Below are 21,866 nucleotides of genomic sequence, written 5' to 3'. Positions count from 1 at the left end.
ACATCCTCCCTCGCCGTGGGGTGACCCCCTCAGGCGGGCTCGCTTTCGGTTTCTGGGTACGGGGGCACCGACGACAGGGCGTCAAGCAGGCTGCCGGACGTATAGAAGTCAACGGAGAGGAACGCTACCTCCTTGGCCCACTTGACATAATCGGCTCCCCAGCGGTCGGGAACGCCCGCATGGCCGGCGCTGCAGTCCGAGAATATGCCGCCGATGGAGGGCACGACGAACGCCCACCTGAGGCGTCGTGGGCCAGATGCGCAGGGGACATATTTCCAGGGATATTCAGGACCATATTCGCAGCCCACGGTCTGATCGACGTAGAGCTCGCCAAACTTCGAGAACAGGCCGAACTTTCCGCCAAACTCCAGCAGGGGCTCCGCCTCGACGCCCCGGCGCTCGGCGTAGGCGCGGATGTATCCCTTGTCGTTGCGGAGGAAGGCGCTGGCGATGTCCTCCCCCTTCGGCTCGACGAAGGTGGCATGCCAGTCGCGGGCGGCCGGGTAGAACGGATAGCGCTCCTTGTCAAAGATGCGGCGGAAGGTGCCGTCCCAGCCCTTTTTCTCGCGGGGGAAGGGCGTCAGATGAAAGATCTTTCCTACCGACCTCACGATGCCGCAGGCGGAGTCCCCCGCAAGCACGACGCCCCTCGTACGGCTGTCGCCCTTGCGGGCATTGGAGATGGCAACGCCCAGGCTTCCTAGCGGGGCCAGGGCAGCCGCCAGCTCGGGGTTGGGGTTACCTTCGGCGTCCACCCAGCCGGAGGGCTGGAGGCGGTTCACGAGGTCGCGCTTCCACAGGTCCTCGTAGGGTTTGAGCTCCAGCACCTCCTCAAGAACCATCCCAAGCCCCGCTTTGATGACCAGGGTGGTGTCGAGGCCCCCGAGAAGCACGAACAGGTCCCTTCCCGAGAAGGGCAGCTCCTCGAGGGTGAGGGCCCCCAGGTCAACCGAACGCTTCTTGAACAATGACATGTACTGTCCTCTCTTGACCGAAATCCTTGGGGGGAGTCCATGCGACCTTTCTTGGCCCCGCCCGACCTGGCCTAGCGGCCTTTGAAGAACTTCCCGATGGCACGCATGCCCTGGGCCACCTTGTTGGTCGCCTTCTGCTGCCAGCCGCTCTTCTGGAACCAGTCCGCAGCCTTGCCCAGGGCCCAGTCCGCGCCCGCGCCGATGGCGATGCCCACGGCCGTTCCCACCGGACCGCCAAAGCAAGTGCCCACGATGGCACCGACGGCCTTGCCGGTGCCAAACTTCAGGGCGCCCTTCGTGCCCTCGACCACGGCGGCAGCGGTCTTCTGCGTGCGGTCGCCCGCCGTCGTCTCGAACGCCTTCTTGGAGTTGGCAAAGATGTCATACACCGAGATCGCGTCGCCGACGACGCCCACGGCTCGTGCGGCTCCGGAGGCAAACTTGCCTGCACGTGCGAGCTTCGAGAGCTTGGACCCGGAGCCCGCGATCGCCTCGGCGGCATCGTCACCCTTTGAGAACGCCGAGCGCATGGTGCCCCAGGCCTCCTTGGCCTGGCCAAAGAGGTTGACGTCGCCGACGAACTTCTCGCCGATCTGCTTCCAGTACCCTTTTTTGTGCTTGCCTATCGCCCACACCAGGGCAGCCTCCAAGCCGGCGCCCCTCGCCAGGCTGTCATCGGCGCGCAGGGCGCTCATCCCGTAGCGACTTATGAGCCTCCAGAGCGCGGTGCTGGGCTTGGCAACGACGCCCAGGCCGTACTTGCCATACTCCTTGATGGCCTTGAGCGCGTACTTGAGAGGAAGCTTGTGCCCGCCGACCTTTGGCTCGGTGGTGAGCTCCTTGATGCTGTCGAGAAACGACTTGAGCCTGCCCTCCCCCGAGGCGTCCCATTCCGCCACCAGGGTCTTGTGTACCTTTTTCACCATGTCGTTCGTGATGAAGGCGTCGCCCTTCAGCGAGGACGAGTACGTTGACTCAAACTTGTTCGCGCCTGTGGCCAGCGTCACCCACGTCTGCCGCACATGGGACAGCTGCTCCTTCTCCTTCATGACGCTCGAGTGAATCTGGGAGAGGGCGCCGGGGACGCCCCCCTGGTCCTTGAGCCCGCTGAGCGCGTCCTGGGCGCTTCGCACCTTCGAGTTGAGCTCGTCCAGACTGCTCGTCGCCCGCGTGCAGAGGGTTTCCACATGCGCGTCGGGGTTGACGCAGACGAAGTCGCCATTGGGGCAGGACCCGCCCAGCGTCGTCAGAAAGGTGTCACGTTGCTGCCGCACCGACGCCGCGTCGGGCACGAGCGAGGAAAACGTGGTCCTGACCTGGCTCATCGCCTCATAGAAGATACGCGCCTGAGACTCGATGACGATGCTCGCCTTGGACTCGCCCTGCGCCCACGCGCCCTTCTGGACGCTGACGAAGGACGCGTTGGCCGCCTTCGTCTTGCTGATGGCCCCCGAAAGTCCCGTGCACATGCTCTTGATCTTGGTGTTTGCAGTCTGCAGGTCGGAGTACTTGTACTTGAGCACCTTCGCTCACCCTCTCTCTGTCATCGTTGCCTGAGCACCCTTATGAGGGGCTTACCTGGAAGAATGCGCCGCAATGGAGAGCTGTCGGGCACTGTTGGCGTCCGTCGCCACCATGTACTCCGTCCCCTGCTTGATGGCGCCCGAATGATCGAAGACCTCGTCGCCGAGGGTCTCGACCTGCTGCGTCGCGACCGTCAGCGTGTCCTTGAAGGCGGTGGCCGCCTTTCCCTCCCAGGACGAGAGAGTTGACTTCAGCTTCTGTGCCGCGTCCTTGATGGTGCAGTAGTCCTTGGCGACGCCGTCGTACTGCGACGCCGTCCTGATTGCCTGGTCCCTGTTGTACACGATCGTGGTTCCCATGAGGCCTCCCTCATCGTCATTGGTCGCTACGAGCGATCCTCGCCCCGACTCTCCTTGCGCTGCCGCCGGTACTCGCCCTCCTGCTCGGCAAGGAAGGACTGAAACGCCATCGTCTCGTCGTTGAAGTAGCCAAGATGCAGGAGGCTCTCGATCATGTCGCCGTCAAAGAAGTAGTCGCTGGCGACGTCGCGCCGTCCCTCGGGATAGGGGTAGCCCATGTAGTCCCAGAGCCGGCCCGAGTTGCCGTCGCGGGCCATGACGGCCGCCACCATGAGCGGTCGCTCGCCGCCCTTGAGCTCCACGACGGAGCCAATCGGCAGATATGTCGTACCGATGCCCAAGTCGTCACCAGTGAATTCCCGTTGCTCCTCCGTCACCGTATCCCCGTCCTTCCCTGGCGGCCAGGCGCCATGTCTCGTCCGATGCCTTCCTCGACAATAGAGAGCGCCTCGTCGGCGACGAGAAAGCGCTCGCCCACGTCCACGTGCGCGCAGCTGCCACGTGCCAGCCGCTCGCCGCGGACGAAGACCCCGTTGAGCGACCCGAGGTCGCGAATGGAGAAGCCGCCGCCGTCGCGCTCGACGAGGGCGTGGCTGCGGCTGACGTTGGTGTTGTCCGCAAGGACGACGTCCGCCAAGGCCGAGCGGCCGATGACCTTGGGCGTCGTTAGGTCAAGCTCGAGGTCCACGCCTCCGCGCTCGCGCATGACCCGTATCCGCCCGTCAGGCCGGACGGAGGCGTAGCGGGAGGCAAGCGAGCCGTCTCCCCGTCCCAGGATGACCGTCTGATGGTGTGCGGCAGGGAGCGGCTCGACCTGCTCTCGCGTCTCGGCGGCGACGGGGACGTCTGCCTCCCCGGCCGCGGCGGCCTCCCGGGTGCGCACGCGCTCGGCGCAGGTGGGCGAGACGCCCGCGATCGCGTCTGCCGCCTGGGCGGAGAGACCCTGAGACGCCATGACCTCCGAGGCGGACGCACGACGAGAGAGAAGGCCCACCATGTCAAAGGCTGCGGCAGACCCACCCGTCCTCACGCCTCCCCGGATCCGAGGCATGGCCGCCCCTGCGCGGGCGACCCCCTCCTGCGCGGCGTCGGACCCCAGCGTCACGCCGAACTCGCCCTTCAAAAACTCGCGGAGCGCGTCGAGGGAGAGCACCGAGGTCCGTCTCACGAAGTCGTCCAGGGCGCGCTGGTGACGGCAGTCGGCCTCGTCCGCAAACGAGACGCTCGCCGGACGCGCCAGATGGCTCAGGAGGGCGCGCGGGGAGCTCTCGCGCCGTGCGGGCGCCCCCGCCAAGGGAACGAAGGCAAACCTGAGAGCCCCTCCCTCGGCGACGTACACGCGATCGGGATCGAGGCACACCGCGTTGGCCGAGAAGCGCTTGGTGGTGCAGAGGTCGAGCGCGTCGTACACGCAGCGCAGCATGCACAGGAACTGCTCTTTCGTGAGCCTTGCCCCCAGGTAGGCCTTGAGCCGGGCCAGGCCCGTCACGTCATAGTAGAAGCGCGGCACCTTGGCGGCCGGGTCGTACGCAAAGGGCAGGAAGACGTCGGCCTCGCGGCGCTTGAGCCACTCGGCCTGGGCATACTCGAGGCTCTCTCGCTTGTCCGCCACCACCTGAAGGGTGCGCGAGGCGCTTCGGCGGTCCCTGTGCTCCGAGAACCTCATTGGGCGTCACGCCCCCTCTCGGCGGCCGCCGACACGAGGCGCACGGCCGTGACCTCGCCACGCACGGCAAGGAAGCCGTCGTCCTGGGCGGCGGGCTCGCGATACTCCGGCAGCAGGCGCGGGTAGTGGAAGGTTGACTGGTCGGAAAACCCGCTGCCCACCCAGATGCCGTTTCCGTAGGCCGTGAGCGCCTTGTACCACTCGTCGTACACCGACTTGCTGCGCCAGGCCTCCGTGGCGGCGACGATGCCCATGCCGCTCTTGCCGTGGCTCTTTATGAGATAGGCCTTGAACGGGTCCGCCACCTCGGCGGGCAGCGAGGCCATCGTCTCGATGACGCTCGTGAACACGAGCACGCCCACCGGCTCATAGCCGGACAGCACGCCCAGCAGGCGGGCCCGCACGTCATCGGCGCCCTGGGCGACGCAGGGGTCGTCAAGCTGCCCCAGATACGACTCGCTGTCCACGAAGAGGTAGCTCACCTCGCCAAAGGCGGCAAGGCACGCCCGCAGGCCCAGAAGGTAGCGGCAGATGCCCTCCTGGTCGTTGCCGAGCAGCACCAGGCTGGGGCAGCGCGCAAACGAGAAGCCCACGCCCCTCATCTCCCGCTTGTCGAAGCCCACGGGCAGGATGCCCTCGCCCAGGCGGGAGAGGTCCATGTCCTGAGGGTGCACGGCGGCGGGCAGGACGGGAATCATCTCGGCACGCTCGGAGAAGTCCTGGGAGCGTCGATGGAGCGCCGCCGCGATCGCGTCCGCCTCGACCTCGCCGAAAGCGGCGGCGGAGGCGCCCTTGAACTCAAAGATCTCCTTGCCCACGACCACGTAGCCCCGCTTGTCCTGGCGCGCCACGACGGCCTGGGGCTTCTTGCCGAGGATGGTCGTGACGTCGCCCTCGTCGTTCAGGGCGCAGACGATGCTCGTGGAGAAGTTGGCCCTCAGGCGCATCCGCGCGGCGTTTGCGGAGCTCGCGCTCACGACGAAGTGGACACCCAGGCGCGGCGCGTCACGCGTGAGCGTGATGAGAAGGTCCTCGAACTCGGCGAAGAGGTCGTAGAACGCGGCGATGTTGGTGAGGGCCACCACCACGTGACCCAGGCGCTCCTCGGACCGGGCGTTGTAGTCCTCGAACGTGCAGCCCGCGCGCGCGAGCAGGGCGCGACGGCGCACGCACTCCCGCCGCACCAGCCGCAGGAGGCTCTCCGTGCGGGCGTAGTCGCCCGACACGACGACCCCGCCGCACTGGGGCGCCGTCGCGAGCGGCGTGAGGACGCCCGGCCCGAGGTCGAGCGCATAGAAGCTGACCTCATGGGGGGCATATCCCAGCGCGAGAGAGAGCAGGAGCGTGGCCACCAGGCCGTCCGCCCCGGAATCCTGGGCGCCAAAGACGAGCAGGTTGCCGCAGGCGGCCAAATCGACGACATAGGGGAACTGCCGCTGACGGCCGGGGTCGTCCACCTCGCCCACGAGGGCGCAGCACGTCGAGCGCGGCAGGTCCGGGTAGCGGCCCATGAGCTCGTTCAGCGCGATGTGGGTGGCGAGCGGGGGAAGCCAGAGCGGCTTGGCCTGCCTGCCCATGAGCCGCGCCGCCTGCCCCAGCCCCTCGAGCACGGCGTTGAGCTCCGAGGTCTCCGACGTCTTCCTCCCCTTCGAGGGCGGACGCAGGGACGCCACCACGTCACCGATGTCGTCAATCAGCTCGACGGCGTCGTCGCGGCGCGGCTCGAAGACCTCCGTGGGGGCGTAGGGCGCCCCGGCATACGCGGCCTGCCCCTCGCAGAAGTACTCGTTGTAGCCCACGAGCATGCAGTACCTGCCCGGGCGGTCTATCTCGGCGGCGTCGGGACGGCGGATCATCTCCTTGGAGTCGGCGGCGTCGGCCACCTTGAGGCAGACCTTGAAGCGCGAGTTTGACCAGATCTGGTCGTTGACCACGCCCGATGGCTTCTGCGTGGCGAGGATGAGGTGCACGCCCAGGGAGCGCCCGATGCGCGCGGCCGAGATGAGCTCGTCCATGAACTCGGGCTCCTGCTGCTTGAGCTCGGCGAACTCGTCCGCGACGATGAAGAGGTGCGGGAGCGGGTCCGTGAGCAGCCCCTGGCGGTAGTAGCGCAGGTACTTGTAGATGTCCATCGTCGCCTCGCCCGTGACGTCGCGAGCGGCGTTGAAGGCGTCCTGACGGCGCTTGAGCTCGCTCTTGATGGACACGAGCGAGCGCGAGATGGCCGCGCCGTCGAGGTTGGTGATGGTGCCGGCCAGATGCGGCAGGCGGTAGCGCTCGTTGTCAAACGCGCCGGCCAGGCCGCCGCCCTTGTAGTCTATGAGCACGAAGGCAACCTGGTCGGGGGCGTAGTTGGCACAGAGGGAGAGGATGTAGGTGATGATGAACTCCGACTTGCCCGAGCCCGTGGTGCCGGCCACGAGGCCATGCGGGCCGTGCGATCGCTCGTGGAGGTTGAGCATGGCCAGCTCGCCGGCGGCGTCCTTGCCCACGGGCGTCTGAAGCGTGCGCGAGGCGTCGTTCTCGGCCCAGCGCTGACCCAGGTTGAGCTGGCCGACGCTGCCCGCCTCGAACATCTCGAGGAAGCCGAGCGACTTGGGCATGGAGACGCGTTGGGACGGCAGGTCGAGCCGCACCCGCGCGATGCCCAGGGCAAAGTGGCGGGCCTCCTCCGGCGAGACGAGGATGTCCGCGTCAAAGCGCACCATGGTGCCCGCCACGTCGTCACGGTCGAACATGCGCGCCGAGCCCTCGTAGCCGGCTGCCACGCGTCCGGTACCCGGCAGGTGCGCGGTGGCCCCCATCTCGGACAGGACGCCGTCGTCGGTGAGGTCGATGACGTAGGAGCACTCGCGGGGAAGGTCGCGCAGGGCCTCGCCGAAGAACACCAGGGAGAAGCCGAAGTTAGACCTGAGGCGCTCCAGCTTGCCCACGGTGTCGGAGCGCTCGGACAGGGCCTTGCTCGCGCAGAGCACGAGGAAGTACGGGCCCTCCCTGGCCTCGCTCGCAGACTGACCCAGACGAATCTCGAGCATGCGCTCGAGCGGCGCGAACACGTCGATGAGGCGGTCGGGGTCACAGGCGATGAGCCGACGGGCGCCCGCGTCGTCAAAGAGGTGCGGGATGGCGCGGGCAAACCCCCACTCGCCCTCCTCGTCGGGGTCGGCCACGAGGACGACCTTGACGTCCTGGTAGCTGTAGAGGGACGCCACCTGGACGATGAGCCCGCGAGCGAACGCCCACACGTCCCGGCGCGCTCCGACGACGCCCGCGCAGAAGTGATCGCGCGGATTGAAGCAGAGGGGGACGTCATGAACGACCGGCGGGTTGTCCTCCAGCTCGGCGACCTTGTCGAGGAGCTTGTCCTCCTCCATGGAGAAGCGCCGCTGGGGCCAGCGAACGTCTGCGTCAAGGAGCTCGTTGCCCACGCCCACCCTCAGCGCCATGAAGTCCTCGTGGTCCACGCCGCGGTTCATGAGACGGGGCGACAGCTCCTCCGTGCGCGCGATCAGCTCCCCGACGTCGGTACGCCTGAGCCTGAGGATCTCGGCCTGGTCGTCGCAGGCGCGCTCGAAACGGGCGCCCATGGCGTTGAGGTAGTCGGTGTAGCGCGCCTCGCGGCGGCGCTCGTCGGCCTCGTCGCGACGCTTCGTGTAGGCGCGCGACGCGATAGGCCAGATGACCATGCCCAGAAGCATGGCCGTGCACATGGCGATGGAGGGCAGCCCGCTCATGAGGCTGCCGCCCTGGGCGATGTTCTGGATGGCGTAGGAGGCCGAGAAGAGCGACGCCATGCCCATCACGAAGGAGGGCCCCATCTGAAGGATGGCGGGCGTGTCGTCGGGCACCTTGCGATGGGGGGGCTCGTCCACCTGGAAGAGCTGGCCGTGGACGGAGTGCAGGAGCCGGGGCGCGGGAAAGAAGAGCGGGAGCGTCCCGCGCGTCTTGCTCGCCGGAGGGCACGCCTCGCGAAAGAGCCTGTGGTCGATGGCCGTGGCCCCGGGAATCTCGCCCACGGAGAGGCCCTCTGGGTCGTTGAGGACGATGAGGCGGCGGCCTACCATGACCGTCAGGTCGAGGATCCGCACCACGTCGCCCGGCACGAGGGCGACGGCCTGGTGGGGCGCGACGCGCCGGTCGTTGACGAAGCTTCCGTTGCCGCTGCCCAGGTCCGTGAGCGAGAAGCTCTCGCCCCTGAGGTCGAGGCGGGCATGGCGCTCCGACACGAAGCCGCTCTCGTAGCGCAGCTGGGCCTCACGGCAGCGACCGATGAGCACGCTCGCGTCAAACGAGAAGCCGAGCTTGCCAAAGCGCCGGACGCCCGCGGTGGCGGGACGGCAGTACAGGCTGGCGAGCGCGTCGTCGGCCAGAGAGCGGACGCCGAGGGCCGTCTCGGCCCCCAGGGGCACCGTGACGCGGGGCAGGGCCTCCCCCTGCGCCGTGACCACCTGATAGCCGAAGGCGGGACTCAGCACGGCACCGTCACCCTGCACCTCAACGCGCAGCAGCGGGGACCCAAGGCCTATGTCGGCCGTTGACTGCGTGCTGGGGTCCAGGGAGAAGGTGTGCGAGACGCCCTGCGATACGAGAGTGAGCAGCAAGTCTGCCATCGCGGTCTTACCGTGTCCTTTCAGAGGGGAGGGTGCGGGGTCGCCGAGGGTGGTGCGACCCCGCACCACAGCGGAGGGAGGTTCCGCTATCCGCGGAAGGAGCTGGCGATGTTGGAGTCGGTCTCCTCGAGGGTCTGGGCGGTCTGCTTGAGGGCGGCGGAGATCTCGTCGATGAGCTCCTTGGCCTTCACGAAGCCGGGACGCACCTCGGCGAAGCGCTGGGCGTAGGCCTGGCTCGAGGCGCCCTCCCACTCCTGCTGCAGGGCGCTCAGCAGGGAGTCCATCTTGGTGATGGTCTCCTGGACGTTGTTGGCCTCGGCGGTGTACTCGTTGGCACGGGAACGCATCTGCTCGGGGGTGATCCTGATCTGTCCAGCCATTGCAACTTCCTTTCTGTGTCTCGACGCGCCGCCTCATGCGGACGTGTCGTCCCGCTATATCAACTCGTGACGCCGGGCGTCACGAGCCGATAGCCCTAGTGCCCAAAGGGGTTGCGCCAGCGCTCGCCCATCCTCCGGAACCTGACGGCCAGCATGGAGCCGCCCGAGAGGGCGCCCACGAGCACCACGACCGCGGCCACGACGAGCGCGAGGAGCCGCGGCGTCCTCGTGATGTACGTGAGCAGGTCTCCCGTGACGACCACCCCTCGGTAGTCGCTGGCCGAGACGTTGCCCGCCTTGTCGCGCACCTCGACGCGGTAGTCATGGGCCGCGCCGTCCGCCAGGAGCCTGACCGTGGGCGTCGCGCCCTGGACGTCGGCGCCCTCCCAGCCGTCCAGGCGCTCGCCGTCCCGCAGGACCTCGACGCTGGCGACGCCCAGGTTGTCGCCGCTGCCTACCAGCGCCTCCTTGGCGGGGTCAAGGTAGACGGCGCCGGCCTGCACGCCTCCCAGCTCCGAGGTGGGGGCGGTCTGGTCGACGGCGAACTCTATGGGGAAGGTGCCCTCACGGCCCTCCCCCTTGCCGTCCATCGTGTTCTGCGAGAGGTTGCCCGCCGCGTCGGTGGAGGTGAGGGTCACGCGGTAGAACCCGTCGGTGGAAAAGAGCCGCGCCGGCAGCCGGTAGGTCGTGGAGCTCCAGCCCGCGTCCGGGGCGTTGGCCTCCAGGCTGTAGTCGACGTCGGGCGACAGCGTGCGAGCGCGATCGTCCTGCGAGAGGCGCACCCTCGATCCCGAGGTGTCAAGGCCGCTCACGTTGACCTCCACCACGTCGACCTCCTGCGGCGCGGCCATGAACGCGCCGGGGACCCCCTTGGACCCGTCGGCGAAGAAGTAGGTGGACCCAAAGCGGTTGACGGAGTAGGTCGCCTGGGTCTCGGCGTGGTTACCGGCCAGATCGACGGCCGTCGCCTTGAGGGTGTAGACGTCGTCTCGCGGGCTCTCGTAGGGGACGTCGCCCAGGCTCACGACCTTCTCGGTCGCAGTGGCGGACTCCTGCTTGCCCGGCCAGAAGGCGTACTCGTCGCGGACGCTCGCGAGCGTGTAGTCGGAAAGCTGCGCGTCAAGGTTGGTGTCCTTGAAGGTGGCCCCGGCGGCGGCCTCGCCGCCGTAGGCGTGATGGTCCTGGACGCCCGTTATGGCCACCTCGGGAGCCGTCAGGTCGATGACGAACTCCTGGGAGTCATAGGCCTCGCTCACGTTGCCCGCGAGGTCGCTCACGACCACCTTGAGGCGATAGTGCGTCTCGCCAGCGAAGGAGGCCGTGGCGACCCAGGTGGCGCGCGGGCGCGTCTCAGACCAGGCGCCGACGGAGGGTCCCGGGCCCGCCTGGAGGGCGCTGGCGTCGATGCTGCCCAGCTGGGGCGCGAAGTTCCTGTCATCCACCGTGATGGTGGCCGTGCGGGGCGCCTTGTAGTACATGGCGTTGGACACGTCGTTGTTGTCAAAGCTCACCTGGAGCCTGGGCGCCTCCGTGTCGATGGTGAACTCGTCGTTCGTCGCGTTGGAGGCATGGCCTGCAGGGTCGGTGTAGCCGGTCGACAGGCGCCAGTCGCCGTCCTCGTCAAAGGGGAGCGTCGCCACGTAGACGACGGTGCCGTCCTCTTGCGTGATCGGCTCGAAGTCCTTGGCCGCAAGCGTCCTGCCCGCATGTTGTGAGCCGTCTTTGAAGCCCGACGCGACGACGGTCTCGGGCGCAAACTCCTTCGTGAGGTCAAAGCTGGCGTCCTGGACCGTCACCGTTGCGGTGCGCCTGGCGTTGAAGTACCGGCCGTTGCGGACGTCGTCGTTGTCATACGAGACGGACACCACCGGCGCCTCGGTGTCTACGGCCACGCCCAGGGCGTCGGCGGGAAGATTTGACCCCAGGGCGGCGAGGTCGACGGTCGCGGCGTTGCCGGCCGCGTCCACGGCCGTGATGGCGGACCCCGCCAGGACGACGCGCTGCCCGTCCTGCGAAAGCGAGAAGGAGGCGACGCCCGCCAGCGGGTCGGACTCATGAGAGAGCCCGCCCGCGGCGTCTGGCTCGAACGTCAGCGCGACGTTGCCCGTGGGATGGGAGGCGAGCGAGAGGCCCTCTCCCACGACGCCCGACAGCCGGTCCGTCACCGCAAGCGTCACCTGCTCGCCGTCCGGAGAGAACACCCAGCCCCAGGGCGTCCCTCGCTTGTCGCCCGACTCGCGCACGGGGAAGGGCGACGTCTGCGAGAACGTGAGGCTCCCCAGGTCGGGGGCAGTGTAGTCCACCCCAAAGGACTGCTCGTCCGTATGGGGATCGTCGCCCAGCACCTTGCTGCGGACGCCGCCGTACTCGCATCTGAGCGTGTAGTCACCCTCGCGCGGGAGCTTGCCGCCGTCGGCGCGCGGGAGGCTCACGACGCTCTCCCACACGTTCTCGGCGCCCTCCACGGGCGTGAAGTCGCGGGGCAGCACGGACAGCGAGAGCGTCTCGGGGGCGGAGGCTCCCGGGACGCTGAGCGTGCCCGTCACGAGCGGGGCGCCCGACGCGAGCGACGCGTACACGGGAAACCACGGGTCCGTCACGAGCACGCGCTCCCTGACCTCGCCGCGATGGTAGTAGGGCTTCGCGGAGGGCGGCGTCGCCTCATCGTCCTCGAGCCGCGTCCGGACGCTCGCCGCGCTTCCCAGGTCAACCAGGATGCTGTCGAATCCCCAGGCGGAGCGCTCCTGCTCGGGCAGGGCGTCGCGATAGTCTGCCAGCGTGCGGCTCGCCAGGCGGTTGCCGTAGCGGTCCCGCGCCGAGACCTTGATGTCGTCCAGGCGGTAGAGCCCCTCGCCTTCCAGGTCGATCGTGGCCCAGCCCTCGCCGTCTACCGCGAGGCTGCGCGTCTCCTCTGACCGGTCGGCCTGGGCGCCCATGCCCGCCTGGCGCGTGAGGCTCACGGTGACGGAGCCCGCGTCCAAGCCCGAGCTGTGATCCTCGCTCGCCACGTCGACGCCCGCGGCGCCGGCGCCGGCGGGGCGGGGGCGGGGGGCGGGGGGGCGGGCGGGGTGGAGGGGGGGGGGGGGGGGCGCGCCTGGTCCTTGAGCCCGCTGTGCGCCGTCGCCTTTCCCTACAAGGACGGCGTGAGGATCCTCAGCACGGACCAGGGTGCGTACGACACGCGTGGGGTTTCTGGGCCTCCTGGGCAAGGAGGTCCTGCACCCGCACGCGAATCCGGCGCGTGCCGCCCACCAGGACCGAGCGCCCGTCGGGCAGGGGGGCCACAACGGAGCCGTCGCGCGCCACGGTGGCGGCGGTGAGCTGGGGCGCCGTGGTGTCAACGCCAAAGCTCAGCGTGGGGACGTCGCCCCAGACGTCGGGCAGACACGAACAGTCGATGCGGTACCAGCCGTCGGCCAGCCTGCCGTCCGTGCGAGGAAGCCCCAAGTCAAGCCGAAACGCGTCAGGGGCGACCTGGCGGGGCGTCAGGGACAGGACGCTCGGCGCGAGGTCGCTCGTGCCGGACGCCGTGACGTGCGTTCCCGTGAAGGTCGCCGGGAAGGAGGGCATGAGCGCCACGTAGCCGAGCCAGAGGTCGACCACGTCCAGGGCGACGAGGGAGTCCGCAGGGTAGAACTGGTCGTTGAGCACGGGACCGGCCTCGCCGGGCAGGACGACGAGCGACGCGCGACGCCGCGCGTCCACCAGCACGGCCGCCAAGTCGAGCGGCCCTCCCTGCTGCGTGCTCACCGTCGACAGGGGGACCGTCGAGCGGTTTCCCGCCCAATCCTCGAGCGTCAGGACGACGTCCTTGAGGTCATAGCGGCCCGGGCTTGACAGGTCAAGCTCGAACTCGCCCTTCCTTTTGGGCAGCCTGCCGAGGTCAACCGGCATGCCGGCGTCGCCGGGACGCTCATGCCGCACGAGGGTGGCCCTGACGGACTTCACGCCCGAGGGGCTGGGACCTCCCGCCGTCTCGTCAGTCACGGTGACGTAGAGCCTGCGTTCGCCCCCCACCAGCACCTTCCCCACGTCCGGCACGGCGGCGACGGAAGTCGCGTCCACGCCGCCCTCCACGCGGAGGCCGGAGGCGACGGGCGGGTGCAGGTCGATCGTGAACGAGAGGTTCGCCTGGGCGGACTGGGGCCTCAGGTTGGCGTGAAGGACGCTCGCGCCCACGTAGCTCACGCTCACCGTGTGTTTGCCCTCAGTCCGCAGGCGGTCGAGGTCAAGGTAGAACGAGTCGTCATCGCCCGCGACGCGCCGCAGCCTGGCGGGGTCAACGACGCGCTCGACGCCGTCCACGGTCACCTTGAGGGAGCCGCTGGCCCGCCAGGTGCCGTCCTTGCGCAGCTCGGCCAGGTTGGGGTCATGGATGACCAGCCGCGTCAAGACGGGCTCGAGCTCGGTGGCGCCGCCGTCGGCCACCGTTCTGCCCCTGCGGTCCTTGGCCGCCAGCGTGCAGGTGGGCCGGCTGTCGTCCATGACGCGCAGCGTGGTCGCCTTGAGCGCGCTCACGGCCGCAAGCTCGCTGACAGGCGCGCTCGACTCGTTGCCGGCGACGTCGGACGCACGGATGCGAGCGGTGTCAAGGCGCGTCTCGCCCGTGCCGATCGTGTCTGCGGACAGGACGAAGACCGCCTTTCCGTCATTCGTCACGGACCGAGGCTCGAGGCTCCTGCCCGCAAGGTCCAGGCGCACCTTCGAGGCGTCCAGTCCCGACGCGACGTCACCGGGAAGCGTCGGGGCGGCCTCGCGCACGGGCACGGTGAGGATGACGCCCTGCGCGCCCACCACCAAGGGACCCGGGGCCGAGGGGGCCGTAAGCGCGCCGCCGTCAGCCTTGGTCAGCGTCGCCGTCGCCCGGTCGAGCTCTGGCGCGAGCCTGTCGCTGGCAAGGTCCACGCGCAGCAGCTGTCCCTCCCAGTACGTGACGTCGCCCACCGGGTCGGGCACATGGCCGATCTTCACGAAGCACGATGTGGCGCCCGTCACGGGAAGCCCGTCAGCGGGCGCCGCCGCGACGAGCGAGCCGTCCGACTCGAGTGCATAGGAGGACGAGAGCTCATCCGCCACACCCGGTGCCCATTGGGGGGCCAGACGGGCGGAGCCCCCCTCCTGGTCCTGGCCGCAGAGCCAGAGCTTGAGGTTGCCGTCCTCGAGGCTCCCGGTGACGACGGGCTCATGAGAAGAGCCGTCGGGCCGGATCACGCGCAGCATCCCCAGGACCTGGGGAGGCGCCGCCGCCACGTCGGCCGCCGACGAGGGCGGCGCGGGCAGGGCCACGACGGCGTCGAGGCCGGACAGGTCGGGGAGCGACGCGGTAGTGGGAGACTCCCAGGCGAGGCATGACGAGGGAGTCACGCCCGGCATCGCGACGGGGTAGGCGGCAAGCGTGGGGGCCAGGGTGAGGGGCCCCCTGGCGAAGAAGTAGCGCCACGCGACGTCGACGGCCCGCATGTGCGGGGAGGCGCCCGACAGGCTCCCGTCAAGGTACAGGTCGTCCTGGGCGTTGAGCCAGTCGGCGAGGTTGACGCCGTAGGGCACGGCGCGCACGCGCGCGCCGTCAACGCCAAACGACGGCCGAACCTGCCCGGGATCCTCCGCGGGCGTGGCGGGGGCGGGGGTCGCCGGGACGACGGGGGTCGCGGGCGCGGCCACGGGAATCACCGGTAGGGTCGCCGCCTCGTCCGCGGGAGTCGTGGCGTCCACACCCTTGGCCGCAGGCGACGCGGCGAGCGCCGGGGAGGCCGCAGCGACGAGGGGGGACCACACGAGGGCGCCCAGCGTGACCGAGACGGTCACGGCGCGCAGCGCCCGAGGCAGGCGCGGGATGCCAACAGGGGACCCCTGGGAATGCTCGTTCACGCTCATCGCTCACTCTTTCTGTCACCAAGCGGCGTGGTCATGGCCTCGTCGTGCCGGTCGTGCCCCGGCGCCTCGGCGGGCGTCTTGGGTGTCGCGAGCCGCGTCGTCATCGCCTCCGGCGCGCAGGGCGCCACGTCGTCGTCAGATGCGCCGCGCGTGGGCAAACAGGGGGCGTCGGCGCCCAGCGGCGTCGTCATGGGGGCGTCGCCAGGCTCCCGCCCGCCGTCTGAGGGACCTTCGGAAAGAAGGGTCGTGAGCGCCTCGTCCGCCACGACCACGCGCGTCGCCGAGCCGGGGGCGTCGCGCCCATCCTCGTGCGCGCCGCGTGCAAGGGACCGCACGTGAAGGCTGCCGCTGTCCTGCCCCAGTCCCTCGGCCTGCGTGCCAAGGCGAGCCTGGGCGCCGGAGGTCATGCGCATGACGGCGCCGGAGCGCAGGTCCTCTATCGCGGAGCGCGCCGTCTCGCCCGTCAGATAGCGACGGACCTCGCTCACGTGACGGAGGCGATGGTAGACGGCACAGCTCACCGCCAACACGATTGCCAGGGCGTACCCGGCGGCCTCGATCAGCCCCAGCGTCTCGGCGCTCATTGCCTCACCGTCCTCGCGTCAATGAAGGCGTCCTCCACGATGGGCCCCATCTCGTCCGCCGTTCCCAGGGCCCGCGCTCGCTCGTGGTCGAGGAGGCTCGTCGTGGACCCGCTCTCGCGCGCCAGGGTGGCGGCGTCGTGCGCGAGGTCAAGGATGTCCTGCTTGGAGACGCCGTCAGCCCTGAACTTGCGCGGGTAGGTGGAGAGCGCGTCAAGCGTCAGGTTCGCGACGTCCAGGCGCATGACGTCGTTTGACTCGTCTGAGACAAAGCTCACGAGGTCCCTGAGCGTCTGGAAGTACGGCGCATAGCTGCCCAGGTCGGAGCCCTCGTTGATGCTTGGCACGATGTCCGTGTTGAACGACGCGATGGAGCTGTACACCTGGGCGGCGTCATGCTCGGCGAACGACTGGTCGCGCGCCGCCGCGTCCATCCACTGCGCCGCGGCGCGTATGCGGGCGGAGCGCCCCGCGATCTGGGTCTCCCGACCGGGCTCGGCGACCTCGGCAGCATCGACGCCGTACTCGTACCAATAGAGCTTGCCCACGGCAAAGGCGAGCTCGGCATAGCGACCCGAGGAGCTGACCTGCTCGAGGTTGGGCAGGATCGTGGACCTGAACTCCTCCTCCTCAACGCGCGAGAAGGTCTGGTCCTCCTGATAGCGGCTGACCATCCCCAGGTAGGGTCCCACCTCGCCGGGCTTGACCTGCGCCGCCCGCCGGTAGGCCGCCGTCGCCTCGCTGACGCTGGCGCTCTGCTCCCCCACCTGCATCCAGTGGTTGTAGTCGCCGTCCGTCACCACGATCCTGCCGATGGTGGCGCTCACGCCCAGCACGAGCGACGCCAGCGACGCGGCGGCGAGCCCTATGAAGCCGCGCCAGGTGCGCAGCATCTTGGCACGCTCCTGACGCTCGCGTTCGCCGCGGTGCTCGATGGCGTAGGCCATCTCGGCGCAGTCGGGGTAGCGGTCGTCGGGATCGGCCTGCATGGCCTTGGCGACGACCTTCTCCATGCCCTCGGAGAGCTCCGGGCGCACCTGGCGCAGCGGCGGCGTCGCGTCGGCATAGTCGCTTGGGCTCTTGCCCGTGAGGAGGCAGTACATCGTGGCGCCCAGCGCATACACGTCCGAGCGGGAGTCGGTCCCCCGCCCGCCCTCGTACTGCTCGGGCGGGGCAAAGCCGCGCGTCCCCAGCCGCACCGCGTCATCCTGCTCGCCAGGATGCTCGTCGGCGCCGGCGAGCTCGCCCGAGATGCCAAAGTCTATGAGCTCGACGAGGCCGTTGGATTTGAGCATCACGTTGGAGGGCTTCATGTCACGATAGATGACGGGCGGGTCGAGCCGGTGCAGATACTGCAGGACGTCACAGAGCTGGATGGCCCAGTTGGCGACGGCGTCCTCGGCCTGGGGGCCGCCCTTCTCGAGAATCTCGGCGAGCGTCCGCCCCTCCACGTAGTCCAGGATGACGTAGAGCGTGCCCGCGTCGTCGATGATGTCCACGATGCGTGGGATGGCGGGGTGGTCGAAGCGCTTGATCATGTTGGCCTCGGTCACGATGCCCTTGACGACCAGCTCCCTCTGGACGGGGTCGTCCACGTGGCGAATCTCCTTGGCCGCCCACTCCTTGTTGAGCACCTTGTCGAGCGCCAGGTAGACGACGGACATGCCGCCCTCGCCGATCTTCGTGAGCAGCTGGTAGCGCCCGCCCACCAGCCGGTGGCCGTCGGTCGCCGACTCCTCTTCGGCCCGTTGCGATTCCTGTCCTGCGGGCATCGCCACAGCGCTTTCTCCTTTGAACGTCGATAGACGGTGTCGGCCGGCAGACGGCCGGCATGCTTGGGGGCGGTCGTTTAGGGACGGTCCTGCGGCGTCCCGCGCATCCAGTCCACGGTCGCCTGGTCCGACGGGCGGGCCGTGCGGGCGCCCCTGCCGCGGAAGCGCGCGCGGCCGTCGTTGATCTTGCCCTCGATGGCCTCCACCAGGCCAGGATGCGCGGCGCTCACCGCAGCGGGCACGAAGAGGACGCCCTCCACGCTCTCGTCCCTGAAGGCCCAGTTGATGCCGATGAGGTTGTAGGCCACCGAGCCCTCCTTGCCGTTGGCGCGCGCAAAGTAGGTGCCCCGCCTTCCCTTGATGGGCCTGGGTTTGAGGGCAAACCAGGGAATGCGGCTGCTTGACCCGGTGGCACGCTCCTGGAAGCCCTCGTCCTCAAGGCTCACCTGATAGGAGGTGCGCAGGTCCTGCAGGCGGGTGTCGGAGGGGCTGGGGCGGCCGTGCGACGCGAACCAGTCGTACACGACCCCCTTGCGCGTAAAGAACGCCACCATGGGGTGGACGGCCCCCGCGATGCAGGCGATCGTCAGGGCCGTGAAGCCAAGGGCGATGAGGGTCGCGACGGGGTCCGGCTCGCCGATGACGATGACCCAGCACAGGAGGGAGACGAGCAGGCACAGGCCGCCCGCCAGCGCGAACAGCCTCTTGAGGTAGCCCCCGTGCTGAGCCAGGTACAGCTCGCGAAATCCCTCAAAGTCAACCTGCGCCTCGTACGTCTCGTGCATCGTGTGAACCTCCGCCGTCGCCAATGAGCCCGCCCAGGAGCCATGTTCCTGGCCCACTGTAGGTGACGCACGTCAGGGAAATATCAGTTGCCCATGAGGGCCGTGAAAGCTCTCGGCAAGCTCCGGCAAGCGGCAGGGTCGCCACATGCCATGGGCGGCACCGGCCGTCACGGACATTCCCGTCGTCATATGCCGTGTAAAAGCGTCGATCGTCCCGCGCCTCTCTGGCCGTCATAGTAAAATGAGGCTGGTATGTGCCGTCGCAGGCGCGCGTCCCGCAGGGGCGGGACGCCCCTAAGGGGCAGAAGAGAGAGGAAAGACCGTTGGGAGAGGAGCTAGGGTAATGTATAAAATCCTCGAAAAGACGCAATTCTCCGAGAAGGTGTTCAAGTTTCGCGTCGAGGCGCCGGAGATGGCCAAGCACGCGCATGCGGGCCAGTTCCTCATGATTCGCGCCAACGAGTCGGGCGAGCGCGTCCCCTTCACCTTCGCCGACTGGAGCGTCGACGAAGGCTGGGTCGAGTTCATCTTCATGGTCATCGGCAAGACCACCACGATGCTCGCGGCCATGGAGGTCGGCGACTGCATCCAGGACGTCACGGGCCCGCTGGGGCACCCCACCGAGATGGGTCAGGGCAGGTGGGCCGTCATCGGGGGCGGCGTGGGGCTGGCCATCGCCTTTCCCGTCGCCCGCCAATTCGTCGCCGCAGGCCGTGAGGTCCACGCCATCATGGGCGCCCGCACCAAGGACCTCCTGCTGCTCGAGGACCAGTTCCGCGAGGTCCTTGACGACGAGCACGTCCACGTCACCACGGACGATGGCTCCTACGGCGAGAAGGGCGTCGTCACCGCCCCGCTCGAGCGCCTGCTGAAGGAGGGCAAGGTCGACCACGTCTTCTGCGTCGGCCCCGTGCCCATGATGAAGTTCTCCGCGCTCACCGCCCAGAAGTACGACATCCCCATCGTCGCGTCGCTCAACCCCATCATGGTCGACGGTACCGGCATGTGCGGCTGCTGCCGCGTGGAGGTGGGCGGCCAGACGAAGTTCGCCTGCGTCGACGGCCCCGACTTTGACGCGACGAAGGTTGACTGGAACGACCTGCGGGCCCGTCAGGCCGCATACCGCACCGAGGAGGGCCAGGCCCTCAAGGCTTACGAGGAGGCGAACTGCGCATGCCAGAGATAAAGGGTCGTTGGGTCGCGGACATGAAGTCGCCGCGCACCGCCGACAACGAGGAGCCCGCCGACGAGCGCGCCCGTGACTTCCGTCCCGTCGACAAGGGCTTCACCGAGGACATGGCCGTGGCCGAGGCCGCGCGCTGCCTCAGATGCAAGAAGCCCCTCTGCGTCGAGGGCTGCCCCGTCAACATCGACATCCCCGCCTTCATCGAGAAGATCTACGACCGCAAGTTCGGCGAGGGCCTGGACATCATCCACGAGTCCTCGATGCTGCCCGCCGTCTGCGGGCGCGTCTGCCCCCAGGAGAACCAGTGCGAGGGCGTCTGCGTCCGCGGCAAGAAGGGCGACCCGGTGGCCGTCGGCCAGCTCGAGCGCTTCCTGGGCGACCGCCCCGAGCTTGCCAGCCCCACGAAGGTGTCCCCCAAGAACGGCCTGAAGGTCGCCGTCATCGGCTCCGGCCCCTCCGGCATCGCCTGCGCCGGCGAGCTGGCGCGCAACGGCTTTGACGTGACCGTGTACGAGGCGTTCTTCACGGGCGGCGGCGTGCTCGTGTACGGCATCCCCGAGTTCCGCCTGCCCAAGGCCGTCGTGAGGCGCGAGATCGACGGCCTCAAGGACCTGGGCGTCACGTTTGAGTACAACAGCGTCATGGGACGTTTGGCCGACGCCGACGAGCTGCTGGGCGAGAAGGGCTTCGACGCCATCTACGTGGCGACGGGCGCCGGGCTTCCCAAGTTCCTCAACATCCCCGGGGAGAACCTCCCCAACGTCTTCTTCGCCAACGAGTACCTCACGCGCGTCAACCTCATGAGGGCCAACGAGTTCCCCGCCTATGACACGCCCACCAAGCATGGCAAGAACGTCATCGTCTTTGGCGGCGGCAACGTGGCCATGGACGCCGTGCGCACCGCCAAGCGCCTGGGGGCCGAGCGCGCCATCATCGCCTATCGCCGCACCGAGGACGAGATGCCCGCGCGTCGCGCCGAGCTTCATCACGCCAAGGCGGAGGGCGTCGAGGTCATGCCTCTCGTCTCGCCCCTTGAGTTTTTGGCCGGCGAGGACGGCAACGTCTGCGCGGCCCGCGTCCAGAAGATGGAGCTGGGAGAGCCCGACGAGTCGGGGCGCCGCCGTCCCGTGCCCGTCGAGGGGGCCGTCGAGGAGATTGCCTGCGACGTCGCCATCTCGGCCATCGGCACCAACGCCAACCCGTTTGCCCGGCTCATCGGCGGCATGCAGCTCAACAAGTGGGGCTACATCGACGCCGACGAGGACGGTCGCACCTCCAACCCCCGGATCTGGGCCGGCGGCGACATCGTCACCGGCGCGGCCACGGTCATCCTGGCCATGGGTGCCGGCAAGAAGGCCGCCGCGAGCATGACCAAGGTGCTGCTGGGCCAGGAGTAGCGCCCTCACGCGCGGCAGTGACGCAAGACAGCCCCCCGGCATCTCACGGTGCCGGGGGGCTTAGACGTGGCGGCGCATCCCTAGCGGCGTATCCAGCTCTCGTCTGCCGGATCGTCCCTGAAGGCCAGCAGGCGCGGCCTGTCGCCCGCGGCGAGGTAGCCCTCCGCCACTGCCACGTCCACGAGAGTGTCAAGGTCACAGAGGCTGTGGTTGGTCACCTGGGCCGCCGCGAGGCGCTCGGCGGCGCGGCGCATGCCGTAGGTGAAGATGCTCACGACGCCCAGCACCTCGGCGCCCGCCGTGCGCAGCGGCTCCACGCAGTCAAGCACGCTGCCGCCCGTGGAGATGAGGTCCTCAACGACCACGACCCTCTCGCCCCGCTCGAGCCGTCCCTCTATCTGGTTCTTACGGCCATGGTCCTTGGCCGACCCGCGCACGTAGCCCATGGGCACGCCCAGGCGGTCGGCGGCGATGGCGGCGTGGGCGATGCCGGCCGTGGAGGTTCCCATGAGCATCTGGAGCGTGGGGTGGCACTCCTTGGCCACCTGCGCGAGCGCCTCGTCGATGAGCGTGCGCACCTCGGGGTGGCTCAGCGTGAGGCGGTTGTCGCAGTAGATGGGGCTCTTGATGCCCGACGCCCAGGTAAACGGCTCGTCGGGACGTAGGAACACCGCCCTCACGGACAGAAGCGCGCGGGCGATGTCTTGGCTTGATGCCATGATGCCTCCTTCGTCGGGACGCGTCGGCGCCGGCCCCGT

At 68.8% G+C, this 21,866-nt stretch carries 15 protein-coding genes; 2 read left to right on the top strand and 13 right to left on the bottom strand.

Annotated features, from left to right (window positions below):
* Nucleotides 1-29: 29 nt before the first annotated feature.
* The 12 genes from BN3001_RS07430 to BN3001_RS07375 form a co-directional block, all read right to left on the bottom strand.
* The gene (locus tag BN3001_RS07430) at nt 30-974 is read right to left on the bottom strand and encodes a hypothetical protein (protein WP_058271113.1); all 945 of its coding nucleotides are present in this window, start codon (nt 972-974) and stop codon (nt 30-32) included.
* A 71-nt stretch (nt 975-1,045) separates the two neighbouring features.
* Nucleotides 1,046-2,497, bottom strand: a complete 1,452-nt coding sequence (locus tag BN3001_RS07425) for a hypothetical protein (protein ID WP_058271112.1) — start codon at nt 2,495-2,497, stop codon at nt 1,046-1,048.
* Nucleotides 2,498-2,548: 51 nt separating this feature from the next.
* The gene (locus BN3001_RS07420; protein ID WP_058271111.1) at nt 2,549-2,857 is read right to left on the bottom strand and encodes a WXG100 family type VII secretion target; all 309 of its coding nucleotides are present in this window, start codon (nt 2,855-2,857) and stop codon (nt 2,549-2,551) included.
* Nucleotides 2,858-2,883: 26 nt separating this feature from the next.
* Nucleotides 2,884-3,234 (bottom strand): DUF4176 domain-containing protein, encoded by a 351-nt coding sequence (locus tag BN3001_RS07415; RefSeq protein WP_168163959.1) that lies wholly within the window; start codon nt 3,232-3,234, stop codon nt 2,884-2,886.
* Nucleotides 3,231-4,523: an FHA domain-containing protein gene (locus BN3001_RS07410; protein WP_058271109.1), complete on the bottom strand. Its 1,293-nt coding sequence runs from the start codon at nt 4,521-4,523 to the stop codon at nt 3,231-3,233. The genes BN3001_RS07415 and BN3001_RS07410 overlap by 4 nt, the downstream gene beginning before the upstream one ends.
* Nucleotides 4,520-9,133: a type VII secretion protein EssC gene (gene essC / locus BN3001_RS07405; protein ID WP_058271108.1), complete on the bottom strand. Its 4,614-nt coding sequence runs from the start codon at nt 9,131-9,133 to the stop codon at nt 4,520-4,522. Before essC ends, BN3001_RS07410 begins: the two co-directional genes overlap by 4 nt.
* Nucleotides 9,134-9,219: 86 nt before the next feature.
* Nucleotides 9,220-9,513: a WXG100 family type VII secretion target gene (locus BN3001_RS07400; RefSeq protein ID WP_058271107.1), complete on the bottom strand. Its 294-nt coding sequence runs from the start codon at nt 9,511-9,513 to the stop codon at nt 9,220-9,222.
* Between the two features lie 95 nt (nt 9,514-9,608).
* Complete coding sequence (locus BN3001_RS07395; RefSeq protein WP_148362973.1) at nt 9,609-12,521, bottom strand: hypothetical protein; 2,913 nt, start codon at nt 12,519-12,521, stop codon at nt 9,609-9,611.
* Between the two features lie 145 nt (nt 12,522-12,666).
* Nucleotides 12,667-15,387 carry a hypothetical protein gene (locus tag BN3001_RS07390; protein ID WP_058271105.1) on the bottom strand — a complete coding sequence of 907 codons (2,721 nt, stop codon included), beginning with the start codon at nt 15,385-15,387 and terminating at the stop codon, nt 12,667-12,669.
* Nucleotides 15,384-15,971 (bottom strand): hypothetical protein, encoded by a 588-nt coding sequence (locus BN3001_RS07385; protein WP_058271104.1) that lies wholly within the window; start codon nt 15,969-15,971, stop codon nt 15,384-15,386. The genes BN3001_RS07390 and BN3001_RS07385 overlap by 4 nt, the downstream gene beginning before the upstream one ends.
* Entirely contained in the window at nt 15,968-17,740 is a 1,773-nt protein-coding gene (locus BN3001_RS07380) for a serine/threonine-protein kinase (protein ID WP_058271103.1), read from the bottom strand. Before BN3001_RS07380 ends, BN3001_RS07385 begins: the two co-directional genes overlap by 4 nt.
* Before the next feature lie 77 nt (nt 17,741-17,817).
* Complete coding sequence (locus tag BN3001_RS07375; protein ID WP_148362971.1) at nt 17,818-18,525, bottom strand: hypothetical protein; 708 nt, start codon at nt 18,523-18,525, stop codon at nt 17,818-17,820.
* A 343-nt stretch (nt 18,526-18,868) separates the two neighbouring features.
* Here BN3001_RS07375 and BN3001_RS07370 point away from each other — a divergent pair, with 343 nt between their 5' ends.
* Both BN3001_RS07370 and gltA read left to right on the top strand, forming a co-directional pair.
* Nucleotides 18,869-19,711: a sulfide/dihydroorotate dehydrogenase-like FAD/NAD-binding protein gene (locus BN3001_RS07370; protein ID WP_058271101.1), complete on the top strand. Its 843-nt coding sequence runs from the start codon at nt 18,869-18,871 to the stop codon at nt 19,709-19,711.
* Nucleotides 19,699-21,108 carry an NADPH-dependent glutamate synthase gene (gltA, locus tag BN3001_RS07365; protein ID WP_058271100.1) on the top strand — a complete coding sequence of 470 codons (1,410 nt, stop codon included), beginning with the start codon at nt 19,699-19,701 and terminating at the stop codon, nt 21,106-21,108. Before BN3001_RS07370 ends, gltA begins: the two co-directional genes overlap by 13 nt.
* 80 nt (nt 21,109-21,188) lie before the next feature.
* Here gltA and pyrE read toward each other — a convergent pair whose 3' ends face one another.
* Nucleotides 21,189-21,827 (bottom strand): orotate phosphoribosyltransferase, encoded by a 639-nt coding sequence (gene pyrE / locus BN3001_RS07360; RefSeq protein ID WP_058271099.1) that lies wholly within the window; start codon nt 21,825-21,827, stop codon nt 21,189-21,191.
* Nucleotides 21,828-21,866: the final 39 nt, after the last annotated feature.

It is taken from the genome of Olsenella massiliensis (assembly GCF_001457795.1).
In the GTDB taxonomy this organism is placed as follows: Bacteria; Actinomycetota; Coriobacteriia; order Coriobacteriales; family Atopobiaceae; genus Olsenella_F; species Olsenella_F massiliensis.
The sequence above is the reverse complement of the archived record's forward strand: the minus strand, read 5'-3'. Positions and strand labels throughout refer to the sequence as shown.

What these genes read in the sequence shown, in the direction of transcription:
- BN3001_RS07410 (WP_058271109.1), bottom strand. Translation starts at nt 4,523, where the DNA reads ATGAGGTTCTCGGAGCACAGGGACCGCCGAAGCGCCTCGCGCACCCTT.
- gltA (WP_058271100.1), top strand. Translation starts at nt 19,699, where the DNA reads ATGCCAGAGATAAAGGGTCGTTGGGTCGCGGACATGAAGTCGCCGCGC.
- BN3001_RS07430 (WP_058271113.1), bottom strand. Translation starts at nt 974, where the DNA reads ATGTCATTGTTCAAGAAGCGTTCGGTTGACCTGGGGGCCCTCACCCTC.
- essC (WP_058271108.1), bottom strand. Translation starts at nt 9,133, where the DNA reads ATGGCAGACTTGCTGCTCACTCTCGTATCGCAGGGCGTCTCGCACACC.
- BN3001_RS07400 (WP_058271107.1), bottom strand. Translation starts at nt 9,513, where the DNA reads ATGGCTGGACAGATCAGGATCACCCCCGAGCAGATGCGTTCCCGTGCC.
- BN3001_RS07420 (WP_058271111.1), bottom strand. Translation starts at nt 2,857, where the DNA reads ATGGGAACCACGATCGTGTACAACAGGGACCAGGCAATCAGGACGGCG.
- pyrE (WP_058271099.1), bottom strand. Translation starts at nt 21,827, where the DNA reads ATGGCATCAAGCCAAGACATCGCCCGCGCGCTTCTGTCCGTGAGGGCG.
- BN3001_RS07390 (WP_058271105.1), bottom strand. Translation starts at nt 15,387, where the DNA reads ATGAGCGTGAACGAGCATTCCCAGGGGTCCCCTGTTGGCATCCCGCGC.
- BN3001_RS07375 (WP_148362971.1), bottom strand. Translation starts at nt 18,525, where the DNA reads ATGCACGAGACGTACGAGGCGCAGGTTGACTTTGAGGGATTTCGCGAG.
- BN3001_RS07370 (WP_058271101.1), top strand. Translation starts at nt 18,869, where the DNA reads ATGTATAAAATCCTCGAAAAGACGCAATTCTCCGAGAAGGTGTTCAAG.
- BN3001_RS07385 (WP_058271104.1), bottom strand. Translation starts at nt 15,971, where the DNA reads ATGAGCGCCGAGACGCTGGGGCTGATCGAGGCCGCCGGGTACGCCCTG.
- BN3001_RS07380 (WP_058271103.1), bottom strand. Translation starts at nt 17,740, where the DNA reads ATGCCCGCAGGACAGGAATCGCAACGGGCCGAAGAGGAGTCGGCGACC.